The following is a 25,224-nucleotide window of genomic DNA, read 5'->3' on the forward strand; positions in this document are numbered from 1 at the left end:
TGAGGTTGAAATGAAACGTGCTTTGGCAAAACATGATCAAGGGTTAGCGATTGTTGTTCCTATTTTGCTGAGAGCTACTGATTTAAAGGGGTCTGCTTTTGCAAAATTACAAGGTTTACCCAAAAATCTTAAGCCCATAAAGCAATGGTCGGATTTAGATGAAGCCTATCTTGATGTGGTAAATGGCTTGCGTAAATTGATTGAAGAAATAAAGTCTATTGAGCCGCCTGTCGTTGAACCTGTATTTTCTGATAAGGATTTTATTGACAAAATTCGCGCAGAATTAAAAAAAATTTTCTCGGTAAAACAACATGCTGTTATTGCGTTGACCGAGATGTTACAAAGCCAATCATCCAAGATTGCACCAGAAGAGATATTGATTCCCGCCGATAATTTCGATCCTGAAAAAGCCATTAGATTTTGGCGTACAGTGGTTAGAAGCTGTTTAGAACAAAATTCAGGATTTACTCAGCAGATAAAAAAAGTTGCACACGATGTTTTAGGTTGGTTGGCATTGTTTGTTGTCAAAGCCGGTGAAGCAGCCAAGCATGTAGGAACATCAATTAATTTTTTCAACGTGGCAGAAATCGTTGTGCCTTTAGACACGCTAGCCGGTACGGGTATATTTGTTGCCCGATTGTTTGAAAAGCAAGTGCGCTTACAATTAAAGGATAATAACGTATATTGTACTGGCTGGATTAATCCTGGAAAATTAGAAAGAGGGTTTTTTCTTGATGATCGTGTAAGGGATATTGAAAGAGAAATTTACCGCCAAGTGATGTTTGAGTTGCCACCTACAACAGGGGATTGGTTAGAAGAACTCAGGTATACGCTTGAACTCCGCTATATAGATGACCAAGATGTTTATTATTTTACAATTCCTCGTATAGATTATTCTGATGATTATGGGATTGTTGAGCAATTGAGAAAAGATTTGCCGCATCTTAAAGCTATTCTTACTGGTAAAGATAAAATAATAGGTGATTCGGTATTGGTAATGGATGAACCCCGTTTAGTCTCAATACTCCGTGAGTTTTTATTAATGTTGGATAAATTTTCATGAATAACCCATATTCTACCAAAGAGTTGTTGCCTCTTCTTAAACAAGGCTCTTGGCCGGACAGCGTCCATCTTTTCGAGCAGCAGCACGGTTATGCCCTGATGGCGGCGGAAGCGGCGGGGCGGCCTTTGTTGTTGCGCGGCGAACCCGGCACGGGTAAAAGCCAATTGGCTCGTGCGGCGGCGGTGGCGCGGCGGCGGCTGTTTTTATCCGTTGTAGTTAACGCCCATACCGAATGCGAAGATTTACAATGGCAATTTGATGCCGTGGCGCGGCTGGGCGAAGCGCAAATTATGGCTTCTGTTCCCGCTGGCGACCGTCTTAACCATTTGCACCACAGCCGTTTTCTCAGTCCTGGGCCGTTGTGGTGGGCGTTAAACTGGGAATCTGCCGAGCGGCAATTTCAGTGCTGTCACCATTCTTGCGACGCTATGCCGGAGCGTCCGGCGGGTTGGCAACCTAGCCACGGCAGTGTGTTGCTGATTGACGAGATAGACAAAGCCGACACCGATTTGCCTAATGGTTTGCTAGAAACTCTAGGCAATGGCGATTTTAAAGTGCCATATCTGGGCGAGTCGGTGCGGCGCGGCGCCTGCGTACCTGCACCGCTGGTGATTATCACCACCAATGAAGAACGCGAATTACCCGCCGCGTTTGTGCGCCGTTGCTTGGTGCTGCCTTTGGGATTACCAGAAAACCCTGATGAATTGCTGGCTTTTTTGGTCAAACGGGGCGAGGCGCATTTTGGCGACAAATGCAGCAGCGAAGTGCGCCACCGCGCCGCCGAATTATTGCTGGCTGACCGCGCGGTAGTGGAACCGGGGCAACCTAAACCTGGGCAAGCCGAATATCTGGATTTGCTCAGGGCGATTACGAACATGGCACAAGTGGAAACAAAACAGCTAGAATTACTGGATACCTTGCGGCAGTTTGTGTACCGTAAAGCGGCGACGTAAACGGCTTATGATCGCCTTAGTTAGCCGTGCCGATTTAGTGGCGTGTCTTAAAGATGCTGATCGCCCGCAGTTAGTGGGGTTGGCGGCGGCTTTAGGCTATGGTTTGTTTGAGCAAGCGCCCGAACCCGTAACCCCACCAACCCTACCCGATGTGTTAGACATAGATGAGGCGGTGACGGTTGAAGAAGCCGTACCAGCCCCCGTCCCGCCACAAAACCCAAAGGACACGGCTAAAACCCAAGGCCAGTTTCTGCGCGTGGTTGCCCAGCAAAGTTTTGCTGATGACGACGAAGCCGAGGCTGACAAAGCCGCCGTACAATACCTTGACCGGCCAGCCCCGCCAGCCCTGCAAGCCCCCGAAGGCTATAAGCCGCCCGAACAGCCGCCGCTGATGGCGTGGAACAGGCTATGGCCGTTTTTAAAAATGGCCTTAGGGGCGGATATTGCCCACCATAAGCCGGATATGCCGCGCGTCATCAACACCTTAGCCAAAGGCAAGCCATTGCGGCGTTTGCCTAAAGTCAAACGCAAAGGCTGGGCTAGCCAAGTGCAGTTAATTATGGATTATGACCCGGCCTTAGTGCCGTTCAGCCAAGATTTTAACGCCTTAAAAGCCCAGCTTAGCCAAGTGCGCGGTGTGGCGGGGTTGCAGGTGTTGGCGTTGCCCACGGGAGACCCTAGCGGGCCTTATTGGCAAGCCACGCCCACAGGCTGGCGGCCTCTCGACTATTACCCATGGCCTGCGCCCGGTACACAAGTGCTGGTGTTAAGCGATTTAGGCTGTAACGGCATGGGCGAACAGCGGCGTGTGCGCTGGCGGCGGTTTGGTGCGCAACTGGCGCGGACGGCTGGCAGGGTCTGGGCGTTAATGCCGTGTCCGCCCCGTTATTGGGATGCGCAATTGTGCGGGCTGTTTTGTTGCGTGTATTGGGATAGGGGCGTACGGCCACCGCAAGGTGTGGCGCGTTATCGGGTTTATCCGGCGGCGGATACGGCAGGCGGGCGTGATGAGGGCGCTGCCGAGTGCTTACTGAGCTTACTGGCTATCGCCGTGCGGGTAGAACCTGCCTTATTGCGGGCGGCGCGGTTGTTGTTTCCTGCCGCCGCGATGGATGTCGGCACTGAATTTGCGGTTTGGAACCATCCGGCAGTACAGGCGGGGCCTTTGGCGTTTTATCTCCAAGCCGGGCAAGTGCGCCGTTACCGTGAGCAGTTCCGTACCGATGCGCGGGTAACGCCAGCCTTGCAACAGCAAATTAGCGGCTTATTAGCCCAACACCATGCGGCGTTGTCGCCTGTCATTACTTATGAAGAGCAATGTATTTATGCCGAGTTAACGGGTGACGCGCTGCCGGAGACTGCCCGGCAATTTGCCCAGTGGTTAGTGGAAACCGTGCAAAAACCCCACGAGGGTGTATTTTTAGCGGCGAAGCAATGGTCGCAACGTATGGGGGGTAGGCAACATCCGTCTTTATGGCAAAACAAGTTATTAGCCGGGGCGTGGGTTGTCGCTAACCCTGATGTGCCGTTGCCGGAGGGTTTGTCCTTAGAAAACCTCGCCGGGGTGATTAAGGGACCCGTGCTGAAAAGCTACATTTATCAGCGTGGGCAGGGGGTGGTATTTGCCGCTTCGGCCAGTGAGGCCTCGGGCAGTTTGGTGGGGGAAATTAGTCATCAGTTGGCGCAGATACAAGTCGAGGGGGTTGCCGAGGCAGGGGCGGCGGTATCGCGCTTGTATGGTATCGGTCAAACGGTGCCATTGCAATACGGTCAAGCGTTGTTAATCCGTAGCGACAGGGAAGAATTACGGTTGGATTGGTGTGCTAAGCCAAGCTGGGCGGAGGCTATGGGGCGTGACGGTTTTGGTTTGTATGCGGATTGGCAGTATAAAGACGTGGTACAGCGGTTCCGTTGGCTGAATCCGGGGCGGTTTTTGATGGGATCGCCGCCGGATGAGGTAGATCGGAGAAATAGCGAAGTGCAGCATCTAGTGACGTTGACTGACGGTTTTTGGTTGGCTGACACAACGGTGACGCAAGCGTTATGGCTGGCGGTGATGGGCAATAATCCCAGCAAATTTAAAGATAATCCCGCTAATCCGGTTGAGACCGTCAGTTGGCAAGATGCTCAAGTTTTTATAGATAAGCTAAAGGGGCTTGAATCCGATTTAGCTGGGCAATTGCCCAGTGAGGCGCAATGGGAGTATGCTTGTCGCGCGGGTACTGCAACTCCGTTTTCGTTTGGGGCTAACATCACGCCGGAGCAGGTCAATTATGACGGTAATTTTCCTTATGCTGGCGGCGAAAAAGGCTTATACAGAGGGCAGACAGTTCAGGTAAAAACACTACCGCCTAATCCGTGGGGCTTGTATGAAATGCACGGCAATGTCTGGGAATGGTGCGCTGATGTTTGGCAGGAGCAATTGCCTGCGGGGGGGGCGGTCAATCCGTTTGGTGCCGAAGGTGAGACGGATGCCTTGCGTGTTGTGCGTGGTGGCTCTTGGGACTACGTCGGCGGGGATGTCCGTTCTGCTATCCGTTCCAGGGACGGGCCAGATAACCGCGACTACAGCATTGGCTTGCGCCTTGCCCTAGGTCATCCTGAGCTCAGGTCAAGTCAGGTAGCGGCTGGCGGGGTATCGGGCAGACGCGTCGCGGAGCAGCGGCAGACCGAGGCCATACCGGACACGGACAATAAGACACCCGATCAAATACAACGTTTGGCCTCTTGGTTTAGGAGGAATGAGAAATAATGAACCTTCATAGCCAACCTTCCCACCCCGTTTTTCCTTACTCTTGGGCTTCCGATTGGGGCGAAGACCGTTATGGTTTATGGCAAGCTTTTATTTATCAGGCTGTCCGCCATATTTTCCGCTGGATAGAGCCGGGTAGCTTTATGATGGGGTCGCCTGAAACTGAGCAAGGCCGCTATAGTGATGAAGATTTGCATCAGGTGACAATTAGCCAAGGCTTTTGGTTGGCGGAAACTACCGTGACCCAAGCCTTGTGGCAAGCGGTGATGGGCGATAATCCTAGCCATTTTAAAGGTGCTGAGTGCCCTGTGGAACAGGTAAGTTGGGCTGATGCCCAGGCTTTTATTGCTAAGCTGAGGCAGTTGTATCCTGATCTGAACGCCCGTTTGCCTTGGGAAGCGGAGTGGGAATATGCTTGCCGGGCAGGTACGCAAACGCCATTTAATTTTGCGGGTGAGTTGACGCTGGCTAAGGTGAATTACCGTGGCACTTGGGAATACAAATCTGATGAATGGGGTAAAGGAGCGAAACAAGCGACGGCGGAGGTAAAAGCTTATCCCTGCAATGCTTGGGGCTTATTTGCAATGCACGGCAATGTTTGGGAGTGGTGTGAGGATGTTTGGCGGGATTCTTTGGGTACTGCCGCTGTGTGCGACCCTTGGCAAGTGCCGACAGGTCTGGAGCCGGATGCCTTGCGTGTTGTGCGTGGTGGCTCTTGGGACTACGACGGCGGGAATGTCCGTTGTGCTATCCGTGAAAGGATCTGGCCAGATGGCCGTTACGACCGCTTGGGCTTGCGCCTTGCCCTAGGTCATGCTGAGCTACAGCAGGGCGGTGGAACCGCAGGCTAGTCGGTCATCGGGTGCGGGCAGGTGCGTCGCGGAGCAGCGACAGACCGTGCCGGATGAGCGACGGGGGGATTTATGGTCGCTATGATTATTAACAGATAAAAGACACTGAAATCCATATAAAGACAAAAACCGTTTCACATCGACTTATCCCCCATAATTTCCCCCCAATAGCCTACAAATTTACGCTACTATAAGCCATTACCCACACTTGCGAACGCCAAGAAAATGTCTAGCCCTAAAATAATCTTATTTTTACTGTTAAACTTATTGCTTACCGCTTGCGGTCAACCTGGGCCGCTTTATCTGCCGGATAAAGCCCCACCTACCCCTACACAACCGGACAAAAAATAACGAACTATGGACTATTTTAATTATCAAAACAATGAGCTGTTTGCCGAAGCGGTGGCAGTGCAGGATATTGTTTATCAATTTGGCAGCCCTTGCTATATCTACTCGCGTGCGACGCTGGAGCGGCATTGGCGGGCATTTGATGGCGCGTTTGGCGCTATACCGCATTTGGTCTGTTATGCGGTTAAGGCTAACTCTAATTTAGGCGTGTTGAATGTGCTGGCGCGGTTGGGGTCGGGGTTTGATATTGTCTCGTTGGGGGAAATGGAACGGGTCTTGGCGGCGGGTGGTGATGCTAAAAAGATTGTTTTTTCGGGGGTCGGTAAGCGTGAGGATGAAATTCTGGCGGCGTTAAAAGCGGGTATCCGTTGCTTTAATATTGAGGTTAGCGGTGAGTTGGATCGGATCAATAATCTGGCCGGACAATTGGGTGTGGTCGCGCCCGTGTCGTTCCGGGTGAATCCCGATGTCGATGCCAAAACCCATCCGTATATCTCGACAGGCCTGAAAGAAAATAAATTCGGTATCGACATTGATACGGCCATCGCCGAGTACCGCCGCGCCGCCGCCCTGCCGTATATTAAGGTAGTGGGTATTGATTGCCATATCGGTTCGCAATTGACCGAAACCCGGCCATTTTTGGACGCGTTGGATAAGTTGCTGGAACTGGTGGCGACGTTGCGGGAAGAGGGTATCCATCTGCACCATTTGGATTTGGGCGGCGGTTTGGGCATTTGTTATAAGGATGAGCAGCCGCCCCAGCCTGCACAATATATCCAAGCGGTGTTGGAACGTTTGGGGCAGCACAGTTATGAGATTCTTTTGGAACCGGGGCGGGCGATTGTCGGTAATGCGGGGATTTTGGTCACGCAAGTGGAGTATCTGAAACCGACCGCTAATAAGAATTTTGCCATTGTCGATGCGGCGATGAATGATTTGTTGCGCCCGTCGCTGTACGGGGCGTGGCAGGAAATTATTCCGGTCAGTCCGCATGATGATGCGCCGTTAGTGCATTGGGATATTGTCGGCCCAGTGTGCGAAACCGGGGATTTTTTGGGTAAAGAGCGTTTGCTGAAACTGGCGGTCGGCGATTTGCTGGCGGTGCGCTCGGCGGGGGCTTATGGTTTTAGTATGAGTTCCAATTACAATTCTAGGCCACGGGTCGCTGAGGTGATGGTGGACGGGACACAATGCCATTTGGTGAGGGCTAGGGAAACCTTGGCGCAATTGTGGGCGGGGGAGAGCTTGTTGCCGTAGTAGGGTCTGGGGTAATCGATAATTTCTGTCTTAGGAACGTGCATAAATTAAGTAGGCGTTCTATATTGCACGGGATCCCAGCTCTAGGCCTTTGGGCGAAGCCGAAGAGCCGCTCCCTTCGGCTTCGCTCAGGGAACGGCTTTCGGCTTCGCTTAGGGAACGCCTCTTCGTCTCTGCAACGGATTTTTTCGTGAGCGTTCTTTAATGGCCGTTGTACGTTATTCACGGTTCGAAATTTTTAATAGGTCAGCGCATGAATTTTCTTGATATTAAAACCGATTTTGCGTTTAAAAAAGTCTTTGGCAGCGAAGGCTCTCAGGATATTTTGCTCAGTTTCCTCAATTCGGTGCTGGATTTTAACGGACGGTTGATTACGGACCTGATATTTGTTGACCCGTATAATATCCCGATGTTGAAGGGTATGAAGGATACCTATGTCGATGTCAAAGCGAAACTGGATGACGGCAGCCAAGTGATTGTCGAAATGCAGGTGCTGCACCATGAAGGTTTTGAAAAGCGTATCCTCTATAACGCCGCGAAAAATTATTCTGCCCAACTGAGTAAGGGTGAGGATTATGGTCTGCTCAATCCGGTCATCGGTTTGACGTTGACCGATTTTATCCTTTTCCCAGATCAGCCGTTGATTAACGGCTTTAAGTTGCTGGAGAAAGAGCGGTTTATCGAATATAACGACGATATTGAGCTGGTCTTTATCGAATTGCCGAAATTTACTAAAACCGAAGCTGAGTTACTTACTATTCAGGATAAGTGGCTGTATTTTATTAAAAATGCGGGCAAGTTAGATGCCGTGCCTAAAAATCTGGCGCGGGAGCAGGAAAAAGCCTTTGCGATTGCTAATGAGGCTAATTTAAGCGCGGAAGAGCTGGATTTACAGCATCGAAAGCGCGATTGGATTATGATTCAAAAAGGGGCATATTCGCTGGCGTTGAAGCAAGGGCTTGAACAAGGCATGGAACTGGGCATCGAAAAAGGCATGGAACTGGGCATTGAAAAAGGCATAGAGCAGGGCATCGAAAAAGGCATGGAACTGGGCATTGAAAAAGGGGTTGGGCAGGGCATAGAACAAAACCGCCGCCTGATTATTGCCAACGCCGATAAAGCGGGCATGGGTGTTGATGCCATTGCCGCCATTGTCCAGTTAGATGCTGCTGAGGTGGCGGTGATTTTGGCAAGCTGTGCCGATAAGGCGCAGTAGCGGGGGGAGCCGAAGGAGGAGGCAGGAAAAATGCGCGGTGCTTCGTTTGGCTGCTTTCCCATTCCCGCCCCTGAAGTTAGGGGTGGGAATGGGGGCAGAAAACGGATGCCTAGCTGTGTTGGCTTGTCGGCACAGGCGATTTAAAAGCTAATGTTGCCTTGCAGCCAGATTTTTTGGGTGTCGGTGCTTTTAAATGTCGGGTCGAGGTTGTCGCCGGCGTGGTAGTAAGCGTATTTTGCCAGCAAGCTATAATGCTTGCCGAACTTTTGCACGGCTTGGAAATTCCACTCGTCGCCGTAATTATAGCGGCCACCGTCATCGGTATAGGCATGGTAAATGCCGCTGAGCACTAAGTCGCCGCGTTGGAACGGCACCATTACCGTACCGAAGACATCGCGGATACCGTTGCTAGGCGTGGTCAGGAACAAATCCGCCCAGCCTTGGAAAGCGTGGTTAGTGCCTAAGGGGGTGTCAAAGGTTTTGTTCAGGCCAGAACCGCCCAGTTGCTCCATAGCCCCTTGGAACATAATGTTATAGGCGCTTAAGCCGCCCATGACGTTGTAACGGTCAGCTTCGTACCCGGTCGGACCATTGCCGTAGTTGCTTTGATGACTCCATTCCGCGGTGTAAGCCAAGCCAAAATGGTCGCTGATTTTGTACGAGTCCAGCGGTTTGACGCAGCAAGTGGCGCGTAAGCCGTAAGTTTGGCTGGATTTTTCGTAGTTAGCCTTTTCGGTGTAGTCTAACAAGTAGCCATAGCCAATCAGGTTGCCGTAATCGCCCATTTTGTAGTTCAGGTTTAGGATCGGGGCTTGGACGTTATCGGTGGTGCCGGTAAAGGTTTGTACGTTGGCGATATAGCCCGCGTTCACGACTAAACCGAATAGGGTTTGGTTGTTATGGGTCAGCAGTACCGAATCGTAAGTTTGTTCCATTTGCCGCCAGCCGACGTTACCGATAAAGCGGTCATCGTCCAATTTGATGCGCTGTCTGCCGAGTTTAATGAGGTTGTCGGGGATGCCGGAGTAGGCCAGCCAGAATTGGTTCAACTCGCTGCGGTCAGGGTCGGCGACTCTTGAATATAACGGGTTGCCGTTGGGCAAGGTGTTGTTATATTCGTCTTCCATCGCTAAATTGCCTTCATATTCGGCATAAGCTTGGAAGCCTACAAAGGTCGGGGTGAGGTAGCCTAGGCGCAGGCGGGCGGTATTGGCGTTGGCGGTTAACGGTTGCTTGGCGGCGGGCAGCACGGTGCCAGTCGGGGCAAAGCGGTTGTCTTCGTTAACGTTTTCATAACGGTAGTTCAAGTCGAACTTAATCGCGCCATTATGGCCGTAGTGGTAAAAGTTAAGCGCGTCCTCGATTTGTTGGGTCAATCCCGCCGAAGCAGGTAGGCTGACGACAGATAGTGACAAGAGTAGGGCCGAGATGGAACCCGACAGTTTCTTTTGTTGTTGCTTAGGCATAAAGCCTCCCTTTGTTGGCAATGAAAAAAGATGTTGGTGGGATAATGGGTAATTAAGTAACTGCTCATAAATCGTTTAGGAGCGTGCATAAAATTAAGTAGGCGTTCCATTGCACCTCTGCGTGTTAAACCCCACCCCAGCCCTCCCCTTGGCAGGGGAGGGAGCGAACGGCTTCCCTGTCGTACAGGCGAAAGTCAGGGGAAAAAGCCCCTTCCCCTGCCAAGGGGAAGCCCTTCGGCTTCGCTTAGGAGGGAGGGGGTGTCGTCCTTTCGATTTTATTTCGTGTACGTTCCTTAATGGGTGTGGTCGCACTCGGTTAAAAAGGTCAGAATGCTTTCGCGGTAGTGGTAATAGTCGTTATGGGTCAATAAGGCTTTACGGGTACGCGGGCGGGGCAAATCAATCTCTTGGATTTTGCCGATTTTGGCATGGGGGCCGTTGGTCATCATGACCACGCGGTCGGCCAGCAGAATCGCCTCGTCGACATCATGGGTCACGACAATGGCGGTCACATGGGTGCGCTCCCAAACTTCCATCAGCACTTCTTGCAATTCCCAGCGGGTTAAGGAGTCGAGCATCCCGAACGGCTCGTCTAAGAGTAAGAGCTTGGGTGACAGGGCGAAAGCGCGGGCAATGCCGACCCGTTGGCGCATACCGTTGGACATGTCGCCGGCTTTTTTGCGCAGGGCATCGCCTAGGCCGACGCGGGTCAGATAATACTCAACAATGTCTTCCCGTTCCGATTTGCTGGCATGGGGATAGACTTTATCGACCCCAAGCATGACGTTTTCAAACGCGGTCAACCACGGGAACAGGCTAGGGGCTTGGAAGACCACGCCTTTATCGGGGCCGGCACTGTCCACTTCGCGGTTGTCGAGGATAATGCCGCCCTCGGAAATTGAAGTCAAACCTGCCGCCATCGATAATACGGTGGATTTGCCGCAGCCGGAGTGGCCGATAATGGAGATGAACTCGCCTTTTTTCATTTTCAGGTCAAAACCATCAACCACTTTTACCGTACCGTTACCGTTGGCTTTAGGGTAGATTTTCGACAATTGCGAAAACTCCAAGTAGCGGGGCCTGCCCAGATTATCCTGTTCTGGCTTTAAGGTCGGTGCGCCAGATTTCCAATCGTTGCTGGTATTCGGGCGGACATTGGGCAGGACGATCTTGTCGCCTGGGGTGTCTTGGGTTTTTGCCATGCCGATAGCCATCAAGTATTGGGTGATTTCCGCCCGCAAACGTTTGAATTCTTCGTTATGGTTTAAGTCCGTGCGGTCACGCGGGCGCTCAATCGTCACCGGAAAATCGGGGCCGAAAGTGGCATCAGGGCCTGGATTGAGCGGAATGACGCGGTCTGCCATATAAATGGCCTCATCGACATCATTGGTGATGAGGATGACGGTTTTCTTTTCTTGCTCCCAGATGGACAGGATCTCATCTTGCAAGTTACCGCGTGTCAAAGCGTCTAAGGCGCTGAGCGGTTCGTCCAATAATAAAATGTCCGGGTTTGCCGCCAAAGCCCGCGCCACGTTGACACGTTGGCGCATCCCGCCGGACAGTTCGGCGGGTTTTTTATCCATCGCCGCGCCTAGATTCACCATGCGCACATATTTTTCGGTATGGGCTTTGCGTTGCTCAGCCGTCCAGTCCTTAAAAATTTCATCGACCGCTAAGGCGACGTTTTCAAACACAGTCAGCCACGGCATCAGTGAATAGTTTTGGAACACCACGCCGCGGTCAGGGCCTGGGCCAGTAATGGGTTTGCCTTGTTTTAACACCTGACCGCTATCGGCTTGAATTAAACCCGCCAAGGTAGAGATTAACGTAGTTTTTCCGCTACCCGAAAAGCCGACAATAGCAATAAACTCGCCGTCTTTAATTGACAGGTTGATATTCTTTAAGATCGAGTTTTTGTCTTTGCCGTCACCGTACGATTTACAGACATTAATCAATTCGACCAGCGGCAATTCCGGGTCATTGGAAGGCGTGTTAGGGATTGATGACATAGCAGTGTTAACAAGTTTAAGTTTTGCGGCTGCGCTCATGGCGGGCTCCGGGGGTTACAGTGATCGGCCAAAAGAGAAGACTTTTTGGAAAGACTGCATGATACGGTCGAGAATGAAGCCGATAATGCCAATGGTGAATACGGCGACCATAATGCGGCCTAGCGAGTTGGAGCTGCCGTTTTGGAATTCGTCCCAGACGAACTTGCCCAAACCGGGGTTTTGCGCCAACATTTCGGCGGCGATCAACACCATCCAGCCCACGCCCAGCGACAGTCTCATGCCGGTAAAAATATACGGCAATGCCGAAGGCAAGATGATTTTTTGGATTTGGGTCACATAGTTCAAGCGCAACACTTTGCCGACGTTGACTAAATCCTTGTCAATGGAGGATACGCCCACCGCCGTGTTAATCAGGGTCGGCCATAGCGAACACAGGGTGACAGTAATGGCGGAGGTCAGGAAGGATTTTTCAAACCACGAGTCATCGGTACTCACATACACAGAACTGACGATGAGCGTGACTATCGGTAGCCAGGCCAGCGGGGATACAGGCTTAAAAATTTGTATGATCGGGTTAAGGGCGGTATTGATGATGCTGCTCATACCGCAGAGGATGCCTAAGGGAATGGCGACCAGCGTCGCAATGATAAAGCCCGCAAATACAGTGCGCAGGCTAGTCAAAATTTGGTCAAGATAAGTCGGTTTGCCGGTATAAGGGCGTTTTTTCACTTCGGCGTTAGGGTTTTCCGCGAGCATTTTATCGTCACGCGCTTGTTGGCGTTGGTAAAATTCGACTTCTTTTTGGCGTTCGGCGTAATGCGCCTCCAGTAAGCCGCCCGCTTCCTCCCAAACGGCTGAAGGGCCTGGAATCGCGCCTAAGCTGGTGTGGACTTTAGAGGCGGAGAAGCTCCACATCCCTAAAAACAGCATGAAGGCAATAATGGGGATACCCATAATCAGCCATAATTCGCGCAGTTGTTGGCTGGGGTTTTCGCCCGTCGCCAGTTTTACCAGCGGGACAAACCATGTCAGCCCGGCGATATTGAGAAATTTGATTAATTGATGGCTCATAATGACCCCTAGCAGGCGTGCGCCGCTGATAAAAATAGAATGTGTCGTAAAAAAAGTGCATCCTTGCACTAAACCTAACCGCCTTGTCTAACCAGGAACACTCACTTACGAGTTGGATGATGCTGTAACATATACTTCAAACGGCCAGGTTTTCGGTTTTTTTGGTAGGGTACGCTGTACCTTCAGGGGCATAAATGCGTACCTTTAAAAAATCCTCATAAAAATCAGTGTAAAAAGTACGCATTTATGCCCCTGAGGGTACAGCGTACCCTACGGTGAATTGTAAAAGCCGAAAACTTGGCCGTTCACAGTATAGTTGCTTTTTAGGGGTGGGGATTCCTAACGTGCGGGCAAGATGCCCGCGCTCCCTGCTAGGGGTTAGTCAACCACTTTACCGCCGACCACTTTTTGTTTGCCTTTCAGGCCAATCGGGAATTGTTCCAAATAGGCGTTAGGCTTGTTGGCATCAAAGGCCATTTTGTCGATAAAGAAGTTTTGCGAAGGTTTGATGCTGGTGTCGGCAGGAAAATCGGCCGCCTGGGCTTTGCCTTCGGCAACCAGTTCTTTGGCGGCAGCTAAGTAAATGTCCGGGCGATAGACTTTTTTCGCGGTTTCCATGTACCAGTTATCAGGCTTAAATTCGCTGATCATGCCCCAACGGCGTAACTGGGTGAGGTACCATACCGCGCTGCTGTAAGACGGGTAGCTGGCACCGTTACGGAAGAAGGTGTTAAAGTCGGGTAAGGGGCGTTTGTCGCCTTTTTCATATTCAAAGGTGCCGGTCATACTGTTGGCTAAGACTTCGTAGTCCGCGCCCACATACTGTTTTTGCGCCAACATCTCAATGGCTTCTTTGCGGTTTTTGTTGTTGTCGGCATCCAACCAGATAGCGGCGCGGATTAAGGCTTTAACCACGGCCAAATGGGTGTTGGGGTTTTTGTCCGCCCACGCTTTGGTCACGCCAAAAACTTTTTCCGGGGTGTCTTTCCAGAGTTCGTCATCGGTGACGACGGGAACACCTATGCCTTTAAACACGGCTTGTTGGTTCCAGGGTTCGCCGACGCAATAGCCGTTAATAGTGCCGGATTCCAAGGTAGCAGGCATTTGTGGCGGTGGGGTGACGGAGAGCAGGGCATCGGCATCCAATTGCCCGGAGGTGTCTTGGGGTGGGGCATAAAAGCCCGGTTTAATGCCGCCTGCCGCCAACCAATAGCGTAGTTTTAGGTTATGGCTACCAATTGGGAAGGTCATCGCCATATTGAATGGCTTGCCCGCACTTTTGAATTTGTCGACTACAGGCTTTAGGGCATCGGCTTTAATGGGATGTACGGGTTTGCCGCCTTCCATCGGTACGTTCGGTTTCATTTGTTGCCAAACGTCATTGGATACGGTGATGGCGCTGCCGTTAAAACCCATGCTGAACGCGGTGACGATGTCGGCTTGCGCACCAAAGCCGACGCTCATGCCCAAGGGGGCGGGGGCTAGCATGTGCGAGCCGTCCAATTCGCCGCTGACCACGCGGTCCATGACCACTTTCCAGTTGGCTTGCGCTTCTAATTGGACAAACAGGCCTTCGTCTTCAAAGAAGCCTTTTTCAAAAGCGACCGCGAGCGGGGCCATGTCGGTCAGTTTAATGAAACCGAATTTAAGGTTTTCTTTTTCAATGTTGGCTACGGCAATGGCATCAGAAGCAAAAGCCAAAGTCGTCAAGGCGGTAACGGCAGAAAGTGCAGTTACCCATTTTTTGAGGGTCAGTCCGGTTTTTTTCATGGTGGCTTTTCCTGTATGGAATTTCGGGCAAAAAAAAAGGCGCCTCCAAATCGTAGGTCTAAATGAGACCATTCGATTTTTCGACGCCTTTGTCAAATACTCAACAGTGAGCTAAGGTTTTGGTTCCGTCTTTAGAACCATTGCAAATAATAAAGCAGGACTTGTGCCAAATTTTTTTATTTGGAAGGTGCGGTAAGTTTTTTAATATAAAACAATGCCTTGTTTTTCTATGTCAACAGCTTGGCAGGAGGGTAATGGACTAAAAAGCGACAATAAGTGCTGTTTTTGCTTCAATTTCGTGCGGTTATGTAGGGTTTCTGCACCAATCCCGAACGGTTGCGGGGCTGTTGGCTAAAGCTCGATGATGGAGTGAAAGGTCTGACCCGTGCAGATGGCCCAATTATTTTCTGCCTGTTCTATAAACGTTAATAGTCCTTACCCGCCAACAGCAGTTCTTCAATAAAATGCTGGCTGTAGAGCGGCAGATAATTTTGTTTTAAATAAGCGATTTTGGTGCTGGACAGGGGGATCAGGTGTGACAGGTCACGGGCGCACAGGTCTTGGTCGATGTCGGCATCGTAAGCCATGCCGGCGATAAGGCCTACGCCCATACCTAAGCGGACGTAGGTTTTTATCACATCGGTATCGGCTGCGGCTAAGATAATGTCCAGCTCATAACCCGATTGCTTAAAGGCGGACTCAATATTGGAACGCCCGGTAAAGCCGAAGCTGTAGGTGAGTATCGGTTGCGCCGCCAAGCGTGCGTAAGTCAGTTCGCCTTCGCAGAGCGGGTGGCCTTTGGGCATGACCACGCTATGGTGCCATTCGTAGCAAGGTAACGTGACTAAGGCAATATCAGTAGCGACCCTTTCGGTGCAGATGGCAATGTCAGCCTTATGCACATGCAGTTGGTGGATCAGTTGTTCGGGCGAGGCTTGCACCATGTAAATCCGTACGCCTGGATATTTTTTTCGGAACCGTTGGATGGGTTTGGGCAAAAAATATTTGGCTTGGGTGTGGGTGGTGGCGACATGGATAGTGCCTTGGTTGCTGTCGAGAAAATCGGCGGCAATCGTTTGGATGTTAAGCTTGGCCTGGCAGATGGTGGTGACTTCCGACATCACCCGTTTGCCTAAGGGGGTTAAGGCCATTAATTTTTTGCCGCTACGCTCAAATAGCGGCGAGCCTAATTCTTCCTCAAAGAGCTGTAATTGCCGGCTGACGGCCGATTGGACGACATGCATTTTGTCGGCGGCTTTAGACAAGTTCAGTTGGGTTTCCTGCAAAATGCGCAGCAGTTCGATTTGGCTTAAGTTCATGGTTTTTCAAAGGTCGTCTGAGTGTGGCGGTTAACGCAGGTTTATTATATCTGTTTATTCGATATAAAAATCTAAACATATCGTTTTGTTAAAAATAAAGATGACTTTATTATGTTGACCAACAGCAAAAAGACGGCACTATGGTACGCTTATAAACGTCTTGCCAGTCCGGCTTAGACAACACAACATTATAATTAGGAGAAAAAAATGCCTTTACAACAGCTTGTTAATCATTTCAATGAGCGTTTCGCTAACGAACACCATTCCGACCTGCACCCTTTTATTTTGGAAAACAACCGCGTTAGCGGTCTGTTTGGGCCTATCCGTATCAGCAGCACCTTTACGCCTGTCCGTTCCGGCGACAACCACGAAGTGCTGACCGGACATATCGCCCAATTATCGGTGGCACCTTATGATGGTTTCCAACATGCGTCGCACGACGGCAAAAAAAATGCGGCGGATTTTCAATCCATCATCAACCTTGACCGTTTGTCCAGAACTGTCCACATGCTGAATTATCTGCCGTTTTCCCATTTGGGTGGGGTTTTGTTCTTAGATGTGGATCCCCGCCACGTTTTGGGGGTCAGCAGTAACCATGGCGCGTATTTTGAAGAAGTGATCGCCAAATGCGGCTTGGCAACAAAAAATGTCGTGATTTCCATCGCGGTTAATAATTTTTATGCCTTGCACCATGATGAACTGTTGGAAGGCCTGCAAAATTATCGCCAGCGCGGTTATAAAATCGCTTTGAATATCGGCCATTTATATGCCGCTAATGGTTTGGTGGATCTGATTTCTAAGCTTTCTCCCGATTATCTGCGGGTCAACGCGCCAGGTTCAGGCCAGGGCGATTTGGATGTACAAATTACTTGGCCTTCGGCGTTAAGCTCGTTAAAAGAACTCATTGACTTGCTGGGAGGACAAACGGTTCTGCAACAAGTGGATGAAAAAGAGCAGGCGTTCATCGTATCCTCAGTTGGTTTTAATTTAGTGCAAGGCCGTTATTATGATCTGTTGGCGGTCGATCACTTAAGATGCTTGTAAAGTCTCCATGTGGGCAATATGATTGCCCCCGCCCTCTAAACCCTCTTCTTCGTGAAGGGGGTTCTTTTTTTCTCCGCTATTTTACTCACCGCCATGCTCTGTAAGGCGGTTCACCGTCTCTGATCACCGTCATATCCTAAAAGTAACACTCTCCCTAAGCTATCGGCAAAGACTGAAAGCCTTTGCCGATAGAAATCATCTTCTGTCGGCGTTTAATGGAACCAATGCGCATTACGGATGCGTAAATTAACTTTATCGCCGCGTTGCAAATCTAAGCGTCTGAACTGTTCGTTAGGCATTTCTGCATAGACGGTCGCTTGTTCGCCTTGGGCGGCATTCTTGACCAATTCAACACGGATCAGCGCCCCTAAATGTTGCCAGTCTTTTAAGACCGCATGGGCGGCTGCGCTATCGTCAGCTTTTTGCACTTCAATATCATGGGGGCGGACATGGGCGGTTTTGCCGGATTTATCGGCAATCGGCAAGCCTGAGCTGTGCAACCAGATGGCATCGTGGTCATCCGGCGCAAAGATGTTGGTCTGGCCGATAAAACGCGAGACAAAGGCATTGGCGGGATGGTCATAAATGTCGCTGGGCGCACCTTGCTGTTCAATCCGGCCTTGGTTAAGCACCACCACTTGGCTGGCGACTTCCATTGCCTCTTCTTGGTCATGGGTAACAAAAATACTGGTGACGTTTAGCTCATGGTGCAGGTTTCTTAGCCATTGCCGTAAGTCTTTACGGACACTGGCATCTAAAGCCCCAAACGGCTCATCCAACAACAACACTTCCGGCTCTACCGCTAAGGCTCGCGCTAAGGCGATACGTTGGCGTTGGCCACCGGACAATTGGTCGGGGAAGCGGTCATGCAGCCAGTCCAGTTGCACCAAATTCAATAAGGCATGGACTTTTTTGGCGATGTCGGCTTCACTGGGGCGGTGTTGTTTCGGTTTGACCCGCAAGCCAAAGGCGATATTGTCAAACACGGTCATGTGCCGGAACAGGGCGTAATGTTGGAACACAAAACCGATGCCGCGATGGCTGACGTGCTGCTCGGTCTTGTCTTCACCATTAAGTACCACCCGCCCGGAATCGGCTTGTTCCAAACCGGCGATGATGCGTAATAGGGTGGTTTTGCCGCAACCGGAAGGCCCGAGCAGGGCGACCAATTCGCCTTCGGGGATTTCAAGGTCAATATTGTTCAGGGCGGCGAATTGCCCGAAGTTTTTGGTGATATTAGACAGTATGATGCTCATAATAAGTTGCCCGCAAATAAGGTGTAAAAGACGGCGGCTTATTTGCCTTGCCGCCATTCCAAAATGGATTTCAGAACCAAGGTGACAATCGCCAACCCTGCCAGTATTGAAGCGCTGGCGAAAGCGCCGACAAAATCGTATTCGTTATAGCTGACTTCGACATGTAAGGGCAGGGTATTGGTCAGGCCACGGATATGGCCAGACACCACTGAAACCGCGCCAAACTCGCCCATTGCCCGCGCATTACATAGCAATACGCCGTACAGCAACGCCCATTTGATGTTCGGTAAGGTAATTTGGAAGAACATTTGCCAGCCGCTCGCGCCTAAAGACAGCGCGGCTTCCTCTTCTTCGCTGCCCATTTCCTGCATCAGCGGGATCAGTTCGCGGGCGACAAACGGGAAGGTGATGAACAAGGTCGCTAAAACAATCCCCGGCACGGCGAAAATAATCTTGATGTCATGATCGGAGAACCAATGGCCGAACCAGCCTTGGGCGCCGAACATCAACACGAAAATCAGGCCGGAAATGACTGGCGACACCGAAAACGGCAAGTCAATCAAGGTGGTCAACAGGCTTTTACCTTTAAATTCAAAGCGCGTGATCGCCCAAGCCGCACAAACCCCTAATACCGTATTTAGCGGCACGGTGATAAAAGCAGTCAGTAAGGTCAGGCGCAGTGCCGCCAACGCGTCGGGTTGTGCCAAAGCGCTGATGTAGGCTGTCCAGCCTTTGGCGAAAGCTTCACTGATGACTATCCAGAGCGGCAGGCATAAAAATAGCAGGATAAAGCCGAGGGCGGTGGCGATTAGCCCCCATTTGAGCCAAGCCGGATCATGTAAAGCCCGTTTGGTCATAGTTTGGGTGTGGGTAACGGCATTCATTAGCGCATCTCCTTATAATTGCCCGGAACGTTTGCGTACCCAGAGCTGCAATAAATTAATCACCAGTAACATGATGAAAGAAATCACCAGCATGGTGAGGGCAATCGCGGTCGCACCGGGAATATCGTATTGCTCCAGCTTAGTGACTATCATCAGCGGGACAATTTCGGAGACGTAAGGCAGGTTCCCGGCGATAAAAATGACCGAACCGTATTCGCCGATACCCCGTGCAAACGCCAGCGCGAAGCCGGTCAGCAGGGCGGGGAAAATGTTCGGGAAAATGATTTTTACAAACACTTGCAGGCGGGTTGCCCCCAAGCTGGCGGCGGCTTCTTCCATAGACGAATCAAATTCCTGCAAGACCGGCTCAACGGTACGCACGACAAACGGTAAGCTGATGAAGATTAATGCGACGACGATACCTAAGGGCTTGTAGGCGACTTGTATGCCGAAGCTGTGCATCAGCCATTGGCCGATCAGGCCGTTAGGTTGGTAAATGGTTGCCAAGACGATACCCGCCACGGCGGTGGGCAAGGCAAATGGCAAATCGATCAACGCGTCAAAAAAACGCTTGCCGGGAAAGGAGTAACGTACAAACGACCAAGCAATGATAAAGCCAAACAGGCTGGCAATGCTGGCGGCCGCAAAGGCGGTGCTGAAACTGACTCGGAAAGAGGCCAGCACACGGTCATGGGTAATGATTTTATAAAAATCCGCCGCACTGAGTTCAAAGCTTTTGAAAATCAGGGTACTGAGCGGAATCAGCACGATCAGGCATAAATACACTATCGTAAAACCCAGCGTTGGGCGAAAGCCCGGCATAATGTTACTTTGTCTCATGGTTAACCTTCGTTTTTGTGGTCAGGTTATGGGGTTCTGATGCCGGAAACGGCTGACCTGCAAACCGTTGTTCTGGTTTAAACGGTCTTAGCCACGCAGGGCTTGCGCCCTGCGCCGCTAAGATTTTAATGTTGCCGGATAGCAGACAAAATCGGCGGGTTTAAGGCGCGTAAATCTGGTCAAAAATGCCGTTATCGTCAAAATGCTCTTGTTGCACGGCTTCCCAGCTACCGAAACGGTCTTTGATGGTGAACAGCTCCAGTTTTGGGAATACGGCCAGATCGGCGGGGTCGGCGTATTTAGGCTCAATCGGACGATAATAATGTTTCGCCGCCAACTTTTGTCCGGCTGGCGTGTACAGGTAGTTTAAGTACGCTTCGGCCAAATCTTTCGTGCCGTGCTTGTTGACGACGGTATCGACGACCGCTACAGGCGTTTCGGCAAGGATACTGGCAGGCGGCGCGACGATTTCAACTTGGTCGCCGCCCATTTCTTTAATCGCTAACAGGGCTTCGTTTTCCCAGGCCAACAGCACGTCACCGATGCCGCGTTGCAAGAAGGTTGTGGTCGCACCGCGTGCGCCGGAATCCAGTACGGGGACGTTTTTATAGAGTTTTTTGATAAACTCTTTTGCCGCTTCTTTACCGCCATATTGCTTTTCCGCGAACGCCCAAGCCGCCAGATAGTTGTAACGGGCACCGCCTGAGGTTTTCGGGTTAGGTGTCACTACGGACACGCCTTCTTTAACCAGGTCATCCCAGTTTTTGATGCCTTTGGGGTTGCCTTTACGCACTAAGAAGACAATAGTCGAGGTATACGGGATGCTGTTGTTCGGCAGGCGGCTTTGCCAGTCTTTCGGCAATAGCTTGGCTTTGTCGGCAATTTTGTCGATGTCGTAAGTGATCGCCAGCGTCAAAACATCGGCATCCAAGCCGTCAATTACCGCGCGGGCCTGTTTGCCGGCACCGCCATGGGATTGTTGGATGGCGACGGTTTCGCCGGATTTTTCTTTCCAATATTTAATAAATTCTTTGTTAAAGTCTTGGTAGAGCTCACGGGTGGGGTCATAAGAGACGTTTAATAGGGTGCGGTCGGCAAATGCTACCGTGCCTAGGCTTAAGCTAACGGCAAGTACCGCCAGTTTTAGGGTGGCTGTAAGGTTCATGTCATGTCCTGGGTAAGGCTTTAAAGGGATTAAAATACGAACTGTAGACGGGTCGCAAAGGCTTTTTCTTCAGGACGGTTACCGCCTGAAGCGGCCCCACCCGTAAAGCGGGTATCTTCATAATCCGCCATCAAGCGGGTGTTATTGTTCAGATACCAGTTGAAGCCGACCGCCCAAGCGGTCGCTTGGCTGACCGAATTGCTGGCGCTTAACAGTTGAAAAGTGTTTTTGTCGACTGATAATTCGCTCCAACGGGCGGCGAACTGCAACGCGCCCCATTGGCCTTTTGAGGGGTTAAATGCTGCGCGTGGCTTGACGCTTTGGAAAGTATTGTTCTCGCCAGTCAGGACATAAGAGGCTTGGATTTGCCAAGCGGAATTGTCTTGTTTGATGTGGGTGCGGCCTGCATCGCCCGTTAACTGTTGCGAAGACAGGACATATTCGCCCATCAGGCCGTAAGGCCCCTTATACCAGTAGGCTTGCGGATAAATACGGTAATGTTCGCCATCGGCAGCAATACCGCTGACTCCGGTTTTCAGTTTGGTATAATCGACAATGGTGTTTTGGCCAATGGCGCTTTTTAAGTTAAGGGCGCCGCTGGCGAATGATAGGCTGTCGTTTTGGGGCTGGACATAACTGGCCGCGACACCCGCGCCGAAGCCCTCCAGCGCATTGATGCCGGAATTTTGGAACGGATGCAGCCACAAACGCCCTGCCACCTCTTTATTGTCGGCGACAGCTTTGTAGGAGTCTTCTGCCCCGTTATCGCCGCCGCCGTTAAAGACACCGACTTCATAAGTGGCAAAGTTTTTGAAATCAATAGGGCCTGCGTATTCGGTCTTTTGGCCGGGCGCACCAAAACTGCCGTGCAATTTAATGCCGTTGTCACGGTTGCTGGCAAGGTAAGTCGGGTAAGCGCGTTCGACAAAGGTGCCATCAGTGTCGCCTTGCAGACGCTCTAAGCTCAGTGGGGTTTTTTGTCTGCCCACCGTCAAAGCCGCGCTATTCCAGTAATGCAAATCAATATAGGCATCCGCCAATAGGGTTTTGCCATTGCCAAAATCGGGCATGAGTTTAAAATCGTTGTATTTCCAAAACCGTCCTTCTAGCCATAAACGCGCTTGTCTAAGATCAAAACGGTTATTTAGTGCCGAACCTGAAGGATCGTCTATAAAAAAGCGTTCGTCGCCTTGTATTGAGCCGCGCAGACGCACGGAATGGTCGCCATCCGCCGAGGTAAAGCTGATGCCTTTGTTGCTCACGTCCAGCTTAGGTGCGGTTTTCGACGCTTCCAAGGCGATTTCTTTGTTCACTTCGTTTTGGCGTTCAAGGATTTTGACTTTTTGGTCTAAGGCTTGGACGACAGGGTCGGGTTTGCTGGGGGCATTAAGGTTAGGGGTAACGTTTAAGCGCTCTTCTAACAGCCGCAGACGTTTTTCCAGCAGGTCGATTTTTTGATCTTTCGCATCGGCGAAAGCCGTGTCCAGGCTGGCGGCGGCCAATAGGCCATGAATAGCCGCCGTGAGCAGCAAACGGTTTGGGTTTTTCATAAGTTCACCTTGTGGGTAATTTCCGGTTATCCGGTCTGTTTTATTGACTTTCATGATGACAATCCTCGGTTATCCGCTAGATTTAAGCCAATGGCTTGAGGTGAGGATGGGGTTTTATAATGCGTCTGGGCGTAGTTTCTCTTTGCGTTCAATTTGGACAATTTTGCTGTCGTGGATAACGATTTCCACTGAGCCAAACCGTATGCTTTCCAGCATCTGCATGATCTGCCGGGCAATTTCAGCATTCCGCTGTTTTTGGTGGTGGTTGCTCTCAGTAGTTGCCATATTGCTAATCTTAATGTGGTTCGATCAGTGTAAATATCGGGCTAAAACGTCTGTTTAGTGATTTCGGAAACAGGATAAGCAAATTTTTGCCGATAAGAAAATGACCAAATTCGATGAATTTATCTGCTTTTTAGATACACTGGGCGGGGCGGCGGGCGGAGCTTGAAAGAAGGGTGGGAATAGGCAAGACAAGAAATGAAAAACAGCCGTTGTAAGGTCGGATAGAGCGAATGGGGAGAGGGCTTGCTATATCCTAATCACACGCCTGAAAAGACGGTGTGGTTAAGACGCTTTATGCTCTGAATTTTCAGGCAGGGCGGCGAAGTCAAACGCGCTAATCAGCAGGGGATGCCAAAAAGCGCGCAAGCTTTTCTAGGGAGGGACTGTTGAATCAGCGTTATTTGCTGATATACAGATAATTCTTATTGGTGGGATGTAAATACCAATCGGTATTCTGTACCCCGCTGCTTTCCGCCCAAGAGCCAAAGAAGCCGTAAGCGGTGGTCACATCTTGGGTTTCTAGCGGATACTGCCAAGTGTCAGGAATATCCAAAGCCCAAGGCAAATTATTGGCTGTCCGATAATAATGGCCTTTGCTAGGATCGGACGCATCATCCCCCGTGCCAAACAGGCTACGGTCAGCTAATGCGGTCGGTTGCATATCAACCAAATGGGTTTCTTTGCCGCGGTTAATCGCCGAGAAAATGAACGGGTTATAAGGCGGTGCAGTCAGGTTAGCCTTAGGTTTAGTGAAGGTGATATGCGCGGTGTAGCGCGGGCCTTGCACCGTTGGGCATTGGCTCCAGGTGTTAAAGTAACTGCATGGAAACGTCTGGCTGGGCAACGTTACCGGTTTCAGGTCTGGGGAAATGATCAACACCGCTTCGGGTTGGTTAGCCTCAGGCACTAAGGCGACCGGAGTCCCGTTATTGGTCATTAGTGTTGCAGCGGGGCTACCGTCGGCATTTTTTAGCACAATATCACTACTGGCCACACCCGGAAAATGCAGGCCGAAACCACGGTCATATACACCGCCCCGTGCCATCACTTGATAAATGGAATCCACATCAGTGACTTGTCCCGCCGCATTCAGGGTTTCGATAATACGGTAATTCATCACCACATCATTCATATCGTAATCGCCTCTCAGTGGCCATTGGTCTTCAAAAGCCAATTTGCCATAGCCAGTCGAACTGGGATAAAAGCGTTGAGCAGAACGGGTCGGATCGTTGGGGAATGCGTCCAGATAATCCGGGACGGTGTCCTTGTCGGTATCAATCAAGTTCAAATCGGCCTTAGGGGTCAGGCTATTGAGCTGGCTGGTATCAACCGCACTGAACGGTGTCACATGGATAGCAATGACCACATCGTTAAAATCATTGTCGCTGCCTTGGCCGGGGGTGCGGTTCATGTCCTCAAAACCCAAGACCAACAGCCCGTCGGAAGGGTTGGATAACAGCACGGTATGTGCTTTATAATTGTTAGTACCGACATTCACTTCTGGATTCAGCTTTTGGAGGGTGCGGAAAATGGCGTTGGCGGATTGGTTAGGATTGTCCGCACCTAAGCTTGGAACCCAGCCATTGCCTAATAAGGTGAAGCCCAGCGCGTCGCCGGCATGGAAAGTGCCTAAGTCCAGGGCATTGCCGTATTTTAAAAAAGCGGTGGACGGGTTATAAATGGCTGATGTGCTGCTGGGGAACAAAATCTTGTCTTGCACTTGAGTGGTTTTGGTCGGCATATTTTCGGCGCTGAATTTGAAAAACCCCAAGCCGTTATGGTAGCCCGCACCGCTATAGACAAACGCGACCTTAACTTCTGCATCACGGACTAAGAAAATGTTCGCCCCTTGGTCATCGGTGAGCAATTTCTCGGAATTTTTGTTGATATTCTGCCCTTCCGGCAATTTACGGAGTACGCGTGACAGCAAATCCGACGGTAAGCTCTTACTCATATCAAATATGGCGTTTGGCACGCCTGTGGTCTTGTTGTACGGGCCAAAATATTGCCAATCGGTTTTCGCATTAGCGTGGCTACTGATGCCAAACGGCCCGGCCAACAGTAGGGTGGCGAGTTTTAGCCATGATGTTGTTGATGTCTGTGCCATAAAAATTTCTCTCTGTGC

At 50.8% G+C, this 25,224-nt stretch carries 20 protein-coding genes; 8 read left to right on the forward strand and 12 right to left on the reverse strand.

Annotated features, from left to right (window positions below; translation table 11 throughout):
- The 7 genes from AADEFJLK_RS07085 to AADEFJLK_RS07115 form a co-directional block, all read left to right on the forward strand.
- Window positions 1-1,063: hypothetical protein (locus tag AADEFJLK_RS07085; protein WP_211299168.1), on the forward strand; the 1,063-nt coding region annotated here is incomplete at its 5' end.
- On the forward strand, window positions 1,060-2,016 hold the full coding sequence (locus tag AADEFJLK_RS07090) for an AAA family ATPase (RefSeq protein WP_103973784.1): 957 nt from the start codon (window positions 1,060-1,062) through the stop codon (window positions 2,014-2,016). The genes AADEFJLK_RS07085 and AADEFJLK_RS07090, both read left to right, overlap by 4 nt.
- Before the next feature lie 7 nt (window positions 2,017-2,023).
- On the forward strand, window positions 2,024-4,768 hold the full coding sequence (locus AADEFJLK_RS25040; RefSeq protein WP_211299169.1) for a formylglycine-generating enzyme family protein: 2,745 nt from the start codon (window positions 2,024-2,026) through the stop codon (window positions 4,766-4,768).
- On the forward strand, window positions 4,768-5,619 hold the full coding sequence (locus tag AADEFJLK_RS07100; RefSeq protein ID WP_103973785.1) for a formylglycine-generating enzyme family protein: 852 nt from the start codon (window positions 4,768-4,770) through the stop codon (window positions 5,617-5,619). The genes AADEFJLK_RS25040 and AADEFJLK_RS07100 overlap by 1 nt, the downstream gene beginning before the upstream one ends.
- 225 nt (window positions 5,620-5,844) lie before the next feature.
- A complete protein-coding gene (gene lptM, locus AADEFJLK_RS25500) occupies window positions 5,845-5,970 on the forward strand; it encodes an LPS translocon maturation chaperone LptM (protein WP_103973786.1) in 126 nt (41 codons plus the stop codon).
- Between the two features lie 6 nt (window positions 5,971-5,976).
- On the forward strand, window positions 5,977-7,224 hold the full coding sequence (gene lysA / locus AADEFJLK_RS07110; protein ID WP_103973787.1) for a diaminopimelate decarboxylase: 1,248 nt from the start codon (window positions 5,977-5,979) through the stop codon (window positions 7,222-7,224).
- Window positions 7,225-7,477: 253 nt separating this feature from the next.
- Window positions 7,478-8,440 carry an Rpn family recombination-promoting nuclease/putative transposase gene (locus tag AADEFJLK_RS07115; RefSeq protein ID WP_103973788.1) on the forward strand — a complete coding sequence of 321 codons (963 nt, stop codon included), beginning with the start codon at window positions 7,478-7,480 and terminating at the stop codon, window positions 8,438-8,440.
- Between the two features lie 140 nt (window positions 8,441-8,580).
- Here AADEFJLK_RS07115 and AADEFJLK_RS07120 read toward each other — a convergent pair whose 3' ends face one another.
- From AADEFJLK_RS07120 to AADEFJLK_RS07140, 5 genes are all read right to left on the reverse strand, one after another.
- On the reverse strand, window positions 8,581-9,906 hold the full coding sequence (locus AADEFJLK_RS07120; RefSeq protein ID WP_103973789.1) for an alginate export family protein: 1,326 nt from the start codon (window positions 9,904-9,906) through the stop codon (window positions 8,581-8,583).
- Window positions 9,907-10,199: 293 nt separating this feature from the next.
- Window positions 10,200-11,915 (reverse strand): ABC transporter ATP-binding protein, encoded by a 1,716-nt coding sequence (locus AADEFJLK_RS07125; protein WP_249027995.1) that lies wholly within the window; start codon window positions 11,913-11,915, stop codon window positions 10,200-10,202.
- 54 nt (window positions 11,916-11,969) lie between these two features.
- Window positions 11,970-12,986: an ABC transporter permease gene (locus AADEFJLK_RS07130; RefSeq protein ID WP_088619828.1), complete on the reverse strand. Its 1,017-nt coding sequence runs from the start codon at window positions 12,984-12,986 to the stop codon at window positions 11,970-11,972.
- Window positions 12,987-13,364: 378 nt separating this feature from the next.
- The gene (locus AADEFJLK_RS07135) at window positions 13,365-14,756 is read right to left on the reverse strand and encodes a CmpA/NrtA family ABC transporter substrate-binding protein (protein ID WP_103973790.1); all 1,392 of its coding nucleotides are present in this window, start codon (window positions 14,754-14,756) and stop codon (window positions 13,365-13,367) included.
- A gap of 425 nt (window positions 14,757-15,181) precedes the next feature.
- Window positions 15,182-16,075 carry a LysR substrate-binding domain-containing protein gene (locus AADEFJLK_RS07140; RefSeq protein WP_088619830.1) on the reverse strand — a complete coding sequence of 298 codons (894 nt, stop codon included), beginning with the start codon at window positions 16,073-16,075 and terminating at the stop codon, window positions 15,182-15,184.
- 207 nt (window positions 16,076-16,282) lie between these two features.
- Here AADEFJLK_RS07140 and AADEFJLK_RS07145 point away from each other — a divergent pair, with 207 nt between their 5' ends.
- Window positions 16,283-17,119 (forward strand): EAL domain-containing protein, encoded by an 837-nt coding sequence (locus AADEFJLK_RS07145; protein ID WP_088619831.1) that lies wholly within the window; start codon window positions 16,283-16,285, stop codon window positions 17,117-17,119.
- 212 nt (window positions 17,120-17,331) lie between these two features.
- Here the strand turns inward: AADEFJLK_RS07145 and AADEFJLK_RS07150 are convergent, their stop codons facing one another.
- The 7 genes from AADEFJLK_RS07150 to AADEFJLK_RS07180 all read right to left on the reverse strand — a co-directional run bounded on the left by AADEFJLK_RS07150 (window position 17,332) and on the right by AADEFJLK_RS07180 (window position 25,206).
- Complete coding sequence (locus AADEFJLK_RS07150; RefSeq protein ID WP_103973791.1) at window positions 17,332-18,375, reverse strand: sulfate/molybdate ABC transporter ATP-binding protein; 1,044 nt, start codon at window positions 18,373-18,375, stop codon at window positions 17,332-17,334.
- 38 nt (window positions 18,376-18,413) lie between these two features.
- Window positions 18,414-19,259, reverse strand: a complete 846-nt coding sequence (gene cysW, locus AADEFJLK_RS07155; RefSeq protein ID WP_088619832.1) for a sulfate ABC transporter permease subunit CysW — start codon at window positions 19,257-19,259, stop codon at window positions 18,414-18,416.
- Window positions 19,260-19,271: 12 nt separating this feature from the next.
- Entirely contained in the window at window positions 19,272-20,099 is an 828-nt protein-coding gene (gene cysT, locus AADEFJLK_RS07160) for a sulfate ABC transporter permease subunit CysT (protein WP_088619833.1), read from the reverse strand.
- A 160-nt stretch (window positions 20,100-20,259) separates the two neighbouring features.
- Window positions 20,260-21,264, reverse strand: coding sequence for a sulfate ABC transporter substrate-binding protein (locus AADEFJLK_RS07165; protein WP_088619834.1), 1,005 nt, complete (start codon window positions 21,262-21,264; stop codon window positions 20,260-20,262).
- Window positions 21,265-21,293: 29 nt separating this feature from the next.
- Window positions 21,294-22,868 (reverse strand): OprO/OprP family phosphate-selective porin, encoded by a 1,575-nt coding sequence (locus AADEFJLK_RS07170; protein WP_088619835.1) that lies wholly within the window; start codon window positions 22,866-22,868, stop codon window positions 21,294-21,296.
- Between the two features lie 60 nt (window positions 22,869-22,928).
- Window positions 22,929-23,099: a YezD family protein gene (locus AADEFJLK_RS07175; RefSeq protein ID WP_088619836.1), complete on the reverse strand. Its 171-nt coding sequence runs from the start codon at window positions 23,097-23,099 to the stop codon at window positions 22,929-22,931.
- Window positions 23,100-23,496: 397 nt separating this feature from the next.
- Window positions 23,497-25,206, reverse strand: coding sequence for an LruC domain-containing protein (locus AADEFJLK_RS07180; RefSeq protein ID WP_170065053.1), 1,710 nt, complete (start codon window positions 25,204-25,206; stop codon window positions 23,497-23,499).
- Between the last annotated feature and the right edge of the window lie 18 nt (window positions 25,207-25,224).

Origin of the sequence: Methylovulum psychrotolerans (genome assembly GCF_002923755.1) — a bacterium.
Lineage (GTDB): Bacteria > Pseudomonadota > Gammaproteobacteria > Methylococcales > Methylomonadaceae > Methylovulum > Methylovulum psychrotolerans.

Bases quoted from the DNA above. Each gene is read 5' to 3' on its own strand.
- AADEFJLK_RS07090 (WP_103973784.1), top strand. From the start codon at position 1,060: ATGAATAACCCATATTCTACCAAAGAGTTGTTGCCTCTTCTTAAACAA.
- AADEFJLK_RS25040 (WP_211299169.1), top strand. From the start codon at position 2,024: ATGATCGCCTTAGTTAGCCGTGCCGATTTAGTGGCGTGTCTTAAAGAT.
- AADEFJLK_RS07100 (WP_103973785.1), top strand. From the start codon at position 4,768: ATGAACCTTCATAGCCAACCTTCCCACCCCGTTTTTCCTTACTCTTGG.
- lptM (WP_103973786.1), top strand. From the start codon at position 5,845: ATGTCTAGCCCTAAAATAATCTTATTTTTACTGTTAAACTTATTGCTT.
- lysA (WP_103973787.1), top strand. From the start codon at position 5,977: ATGGACTATTTTAATTATCAAAACAATGAGCTGTTTGCCGAAGCGGTG.
- AADEFJLK_RS07115 (WP_103973788.1), top strand. From the start codon at position 7,478: ATGAATTTTCTTGATATTAAAACCGATTTTGCGTTTAAAAAAGTCTTT.
- AADEFJLK_RS07120 (WP_103973789.1), bottom strand. From the start codon at position 9,906: ATGCCTAAGCAACAACAAAAGAAACTGTCGGGTTCCATCTCGGCCCTA.
- AADEFJLK_RS07125 (WP_249027995.1), bottom strand. From the start codon at position 11,915: ATGTCATCAATCCCTAACACGCCTTCCAATGACCCGGAATTGCCGCTG.
- AADEFJLK_RS07130 (WP_088619828.1), bottom strand. From the start codon at position 12,986: ATGAGCCATCAATTAATCAAATTTCTCAATATCGCCGGGCTGACATGG.
- AADEFJLK_RS07135 (WP_103973790.1), bottom strand. From the start codon at position 14,756: ATGAAAAAAACCGGACTGACCCTCAAAAAATGGGTAACTGCACTTTCT.
- AADEFJLK_RS07140 (WP_088619830.1), bottom strand. From the start codon at position 16,075: ATGAACTTAAGCCAAATCGAACTGCTGCGCATTTTGCAGGAAACCCAA.
- AADEFJLK_RS07145 (WP_088619831.1), top strand. From the start codon at position 16,283: ATGCCTTTACAACAGCTTGTTAATCATTTCAATGAGCGTTTCGCTAAC.
- AADEFJLK_RS07150 (WP_103973791.1), bottom strand. From the start codon at position 18,375: ATGAGCATCATACTGTCTAATATCACCAAAAACTTCGGGCAATTCGCC.
- cysW (WP_088619832.1), bottom strand. From the start codon at position 19,259: ATGAATGCCGTTACCCACACCCAAACTATGACCAAACGGGCTTTACAT.
- cysT (WP_088619833.1), bottom strand. From the start codon at position 20,099: ATGAGACAAAGTAACATTATGCCGGGCTTTCGCCCAACGCTGGGTTTT.
- AADEFJLK_RS07165 (WP_088619834.1), bottom strand. From the start codon at position 21,264: ATGAACCTTACAGCCACCCTAAAACTGGCGGTACTTGCCGTTAGCTTA.
- AADEFJLK_RS07170 (WP_088619835.1), bottom strand. From the start codon at position 22,868: ATGAAAGTCAATAAAACAGACCGGATAACCGGAAATTACCCACAAGGT.
- AADEFJLK_RS07175 (WP_088619836.1), bottom strand. From the start codon at position 23,099: ATGGCAACTACTGAGAGCAACCACCACCAAAAACAGCGGAATGCTGAA.
- AADEFJLK_RS07180 (WP_170065053.1), bottom strand. From the start codon at position 25,206: ATGGCACAGACATCAACAACATCATGGCTAAAACTCGCCACCCTACTG.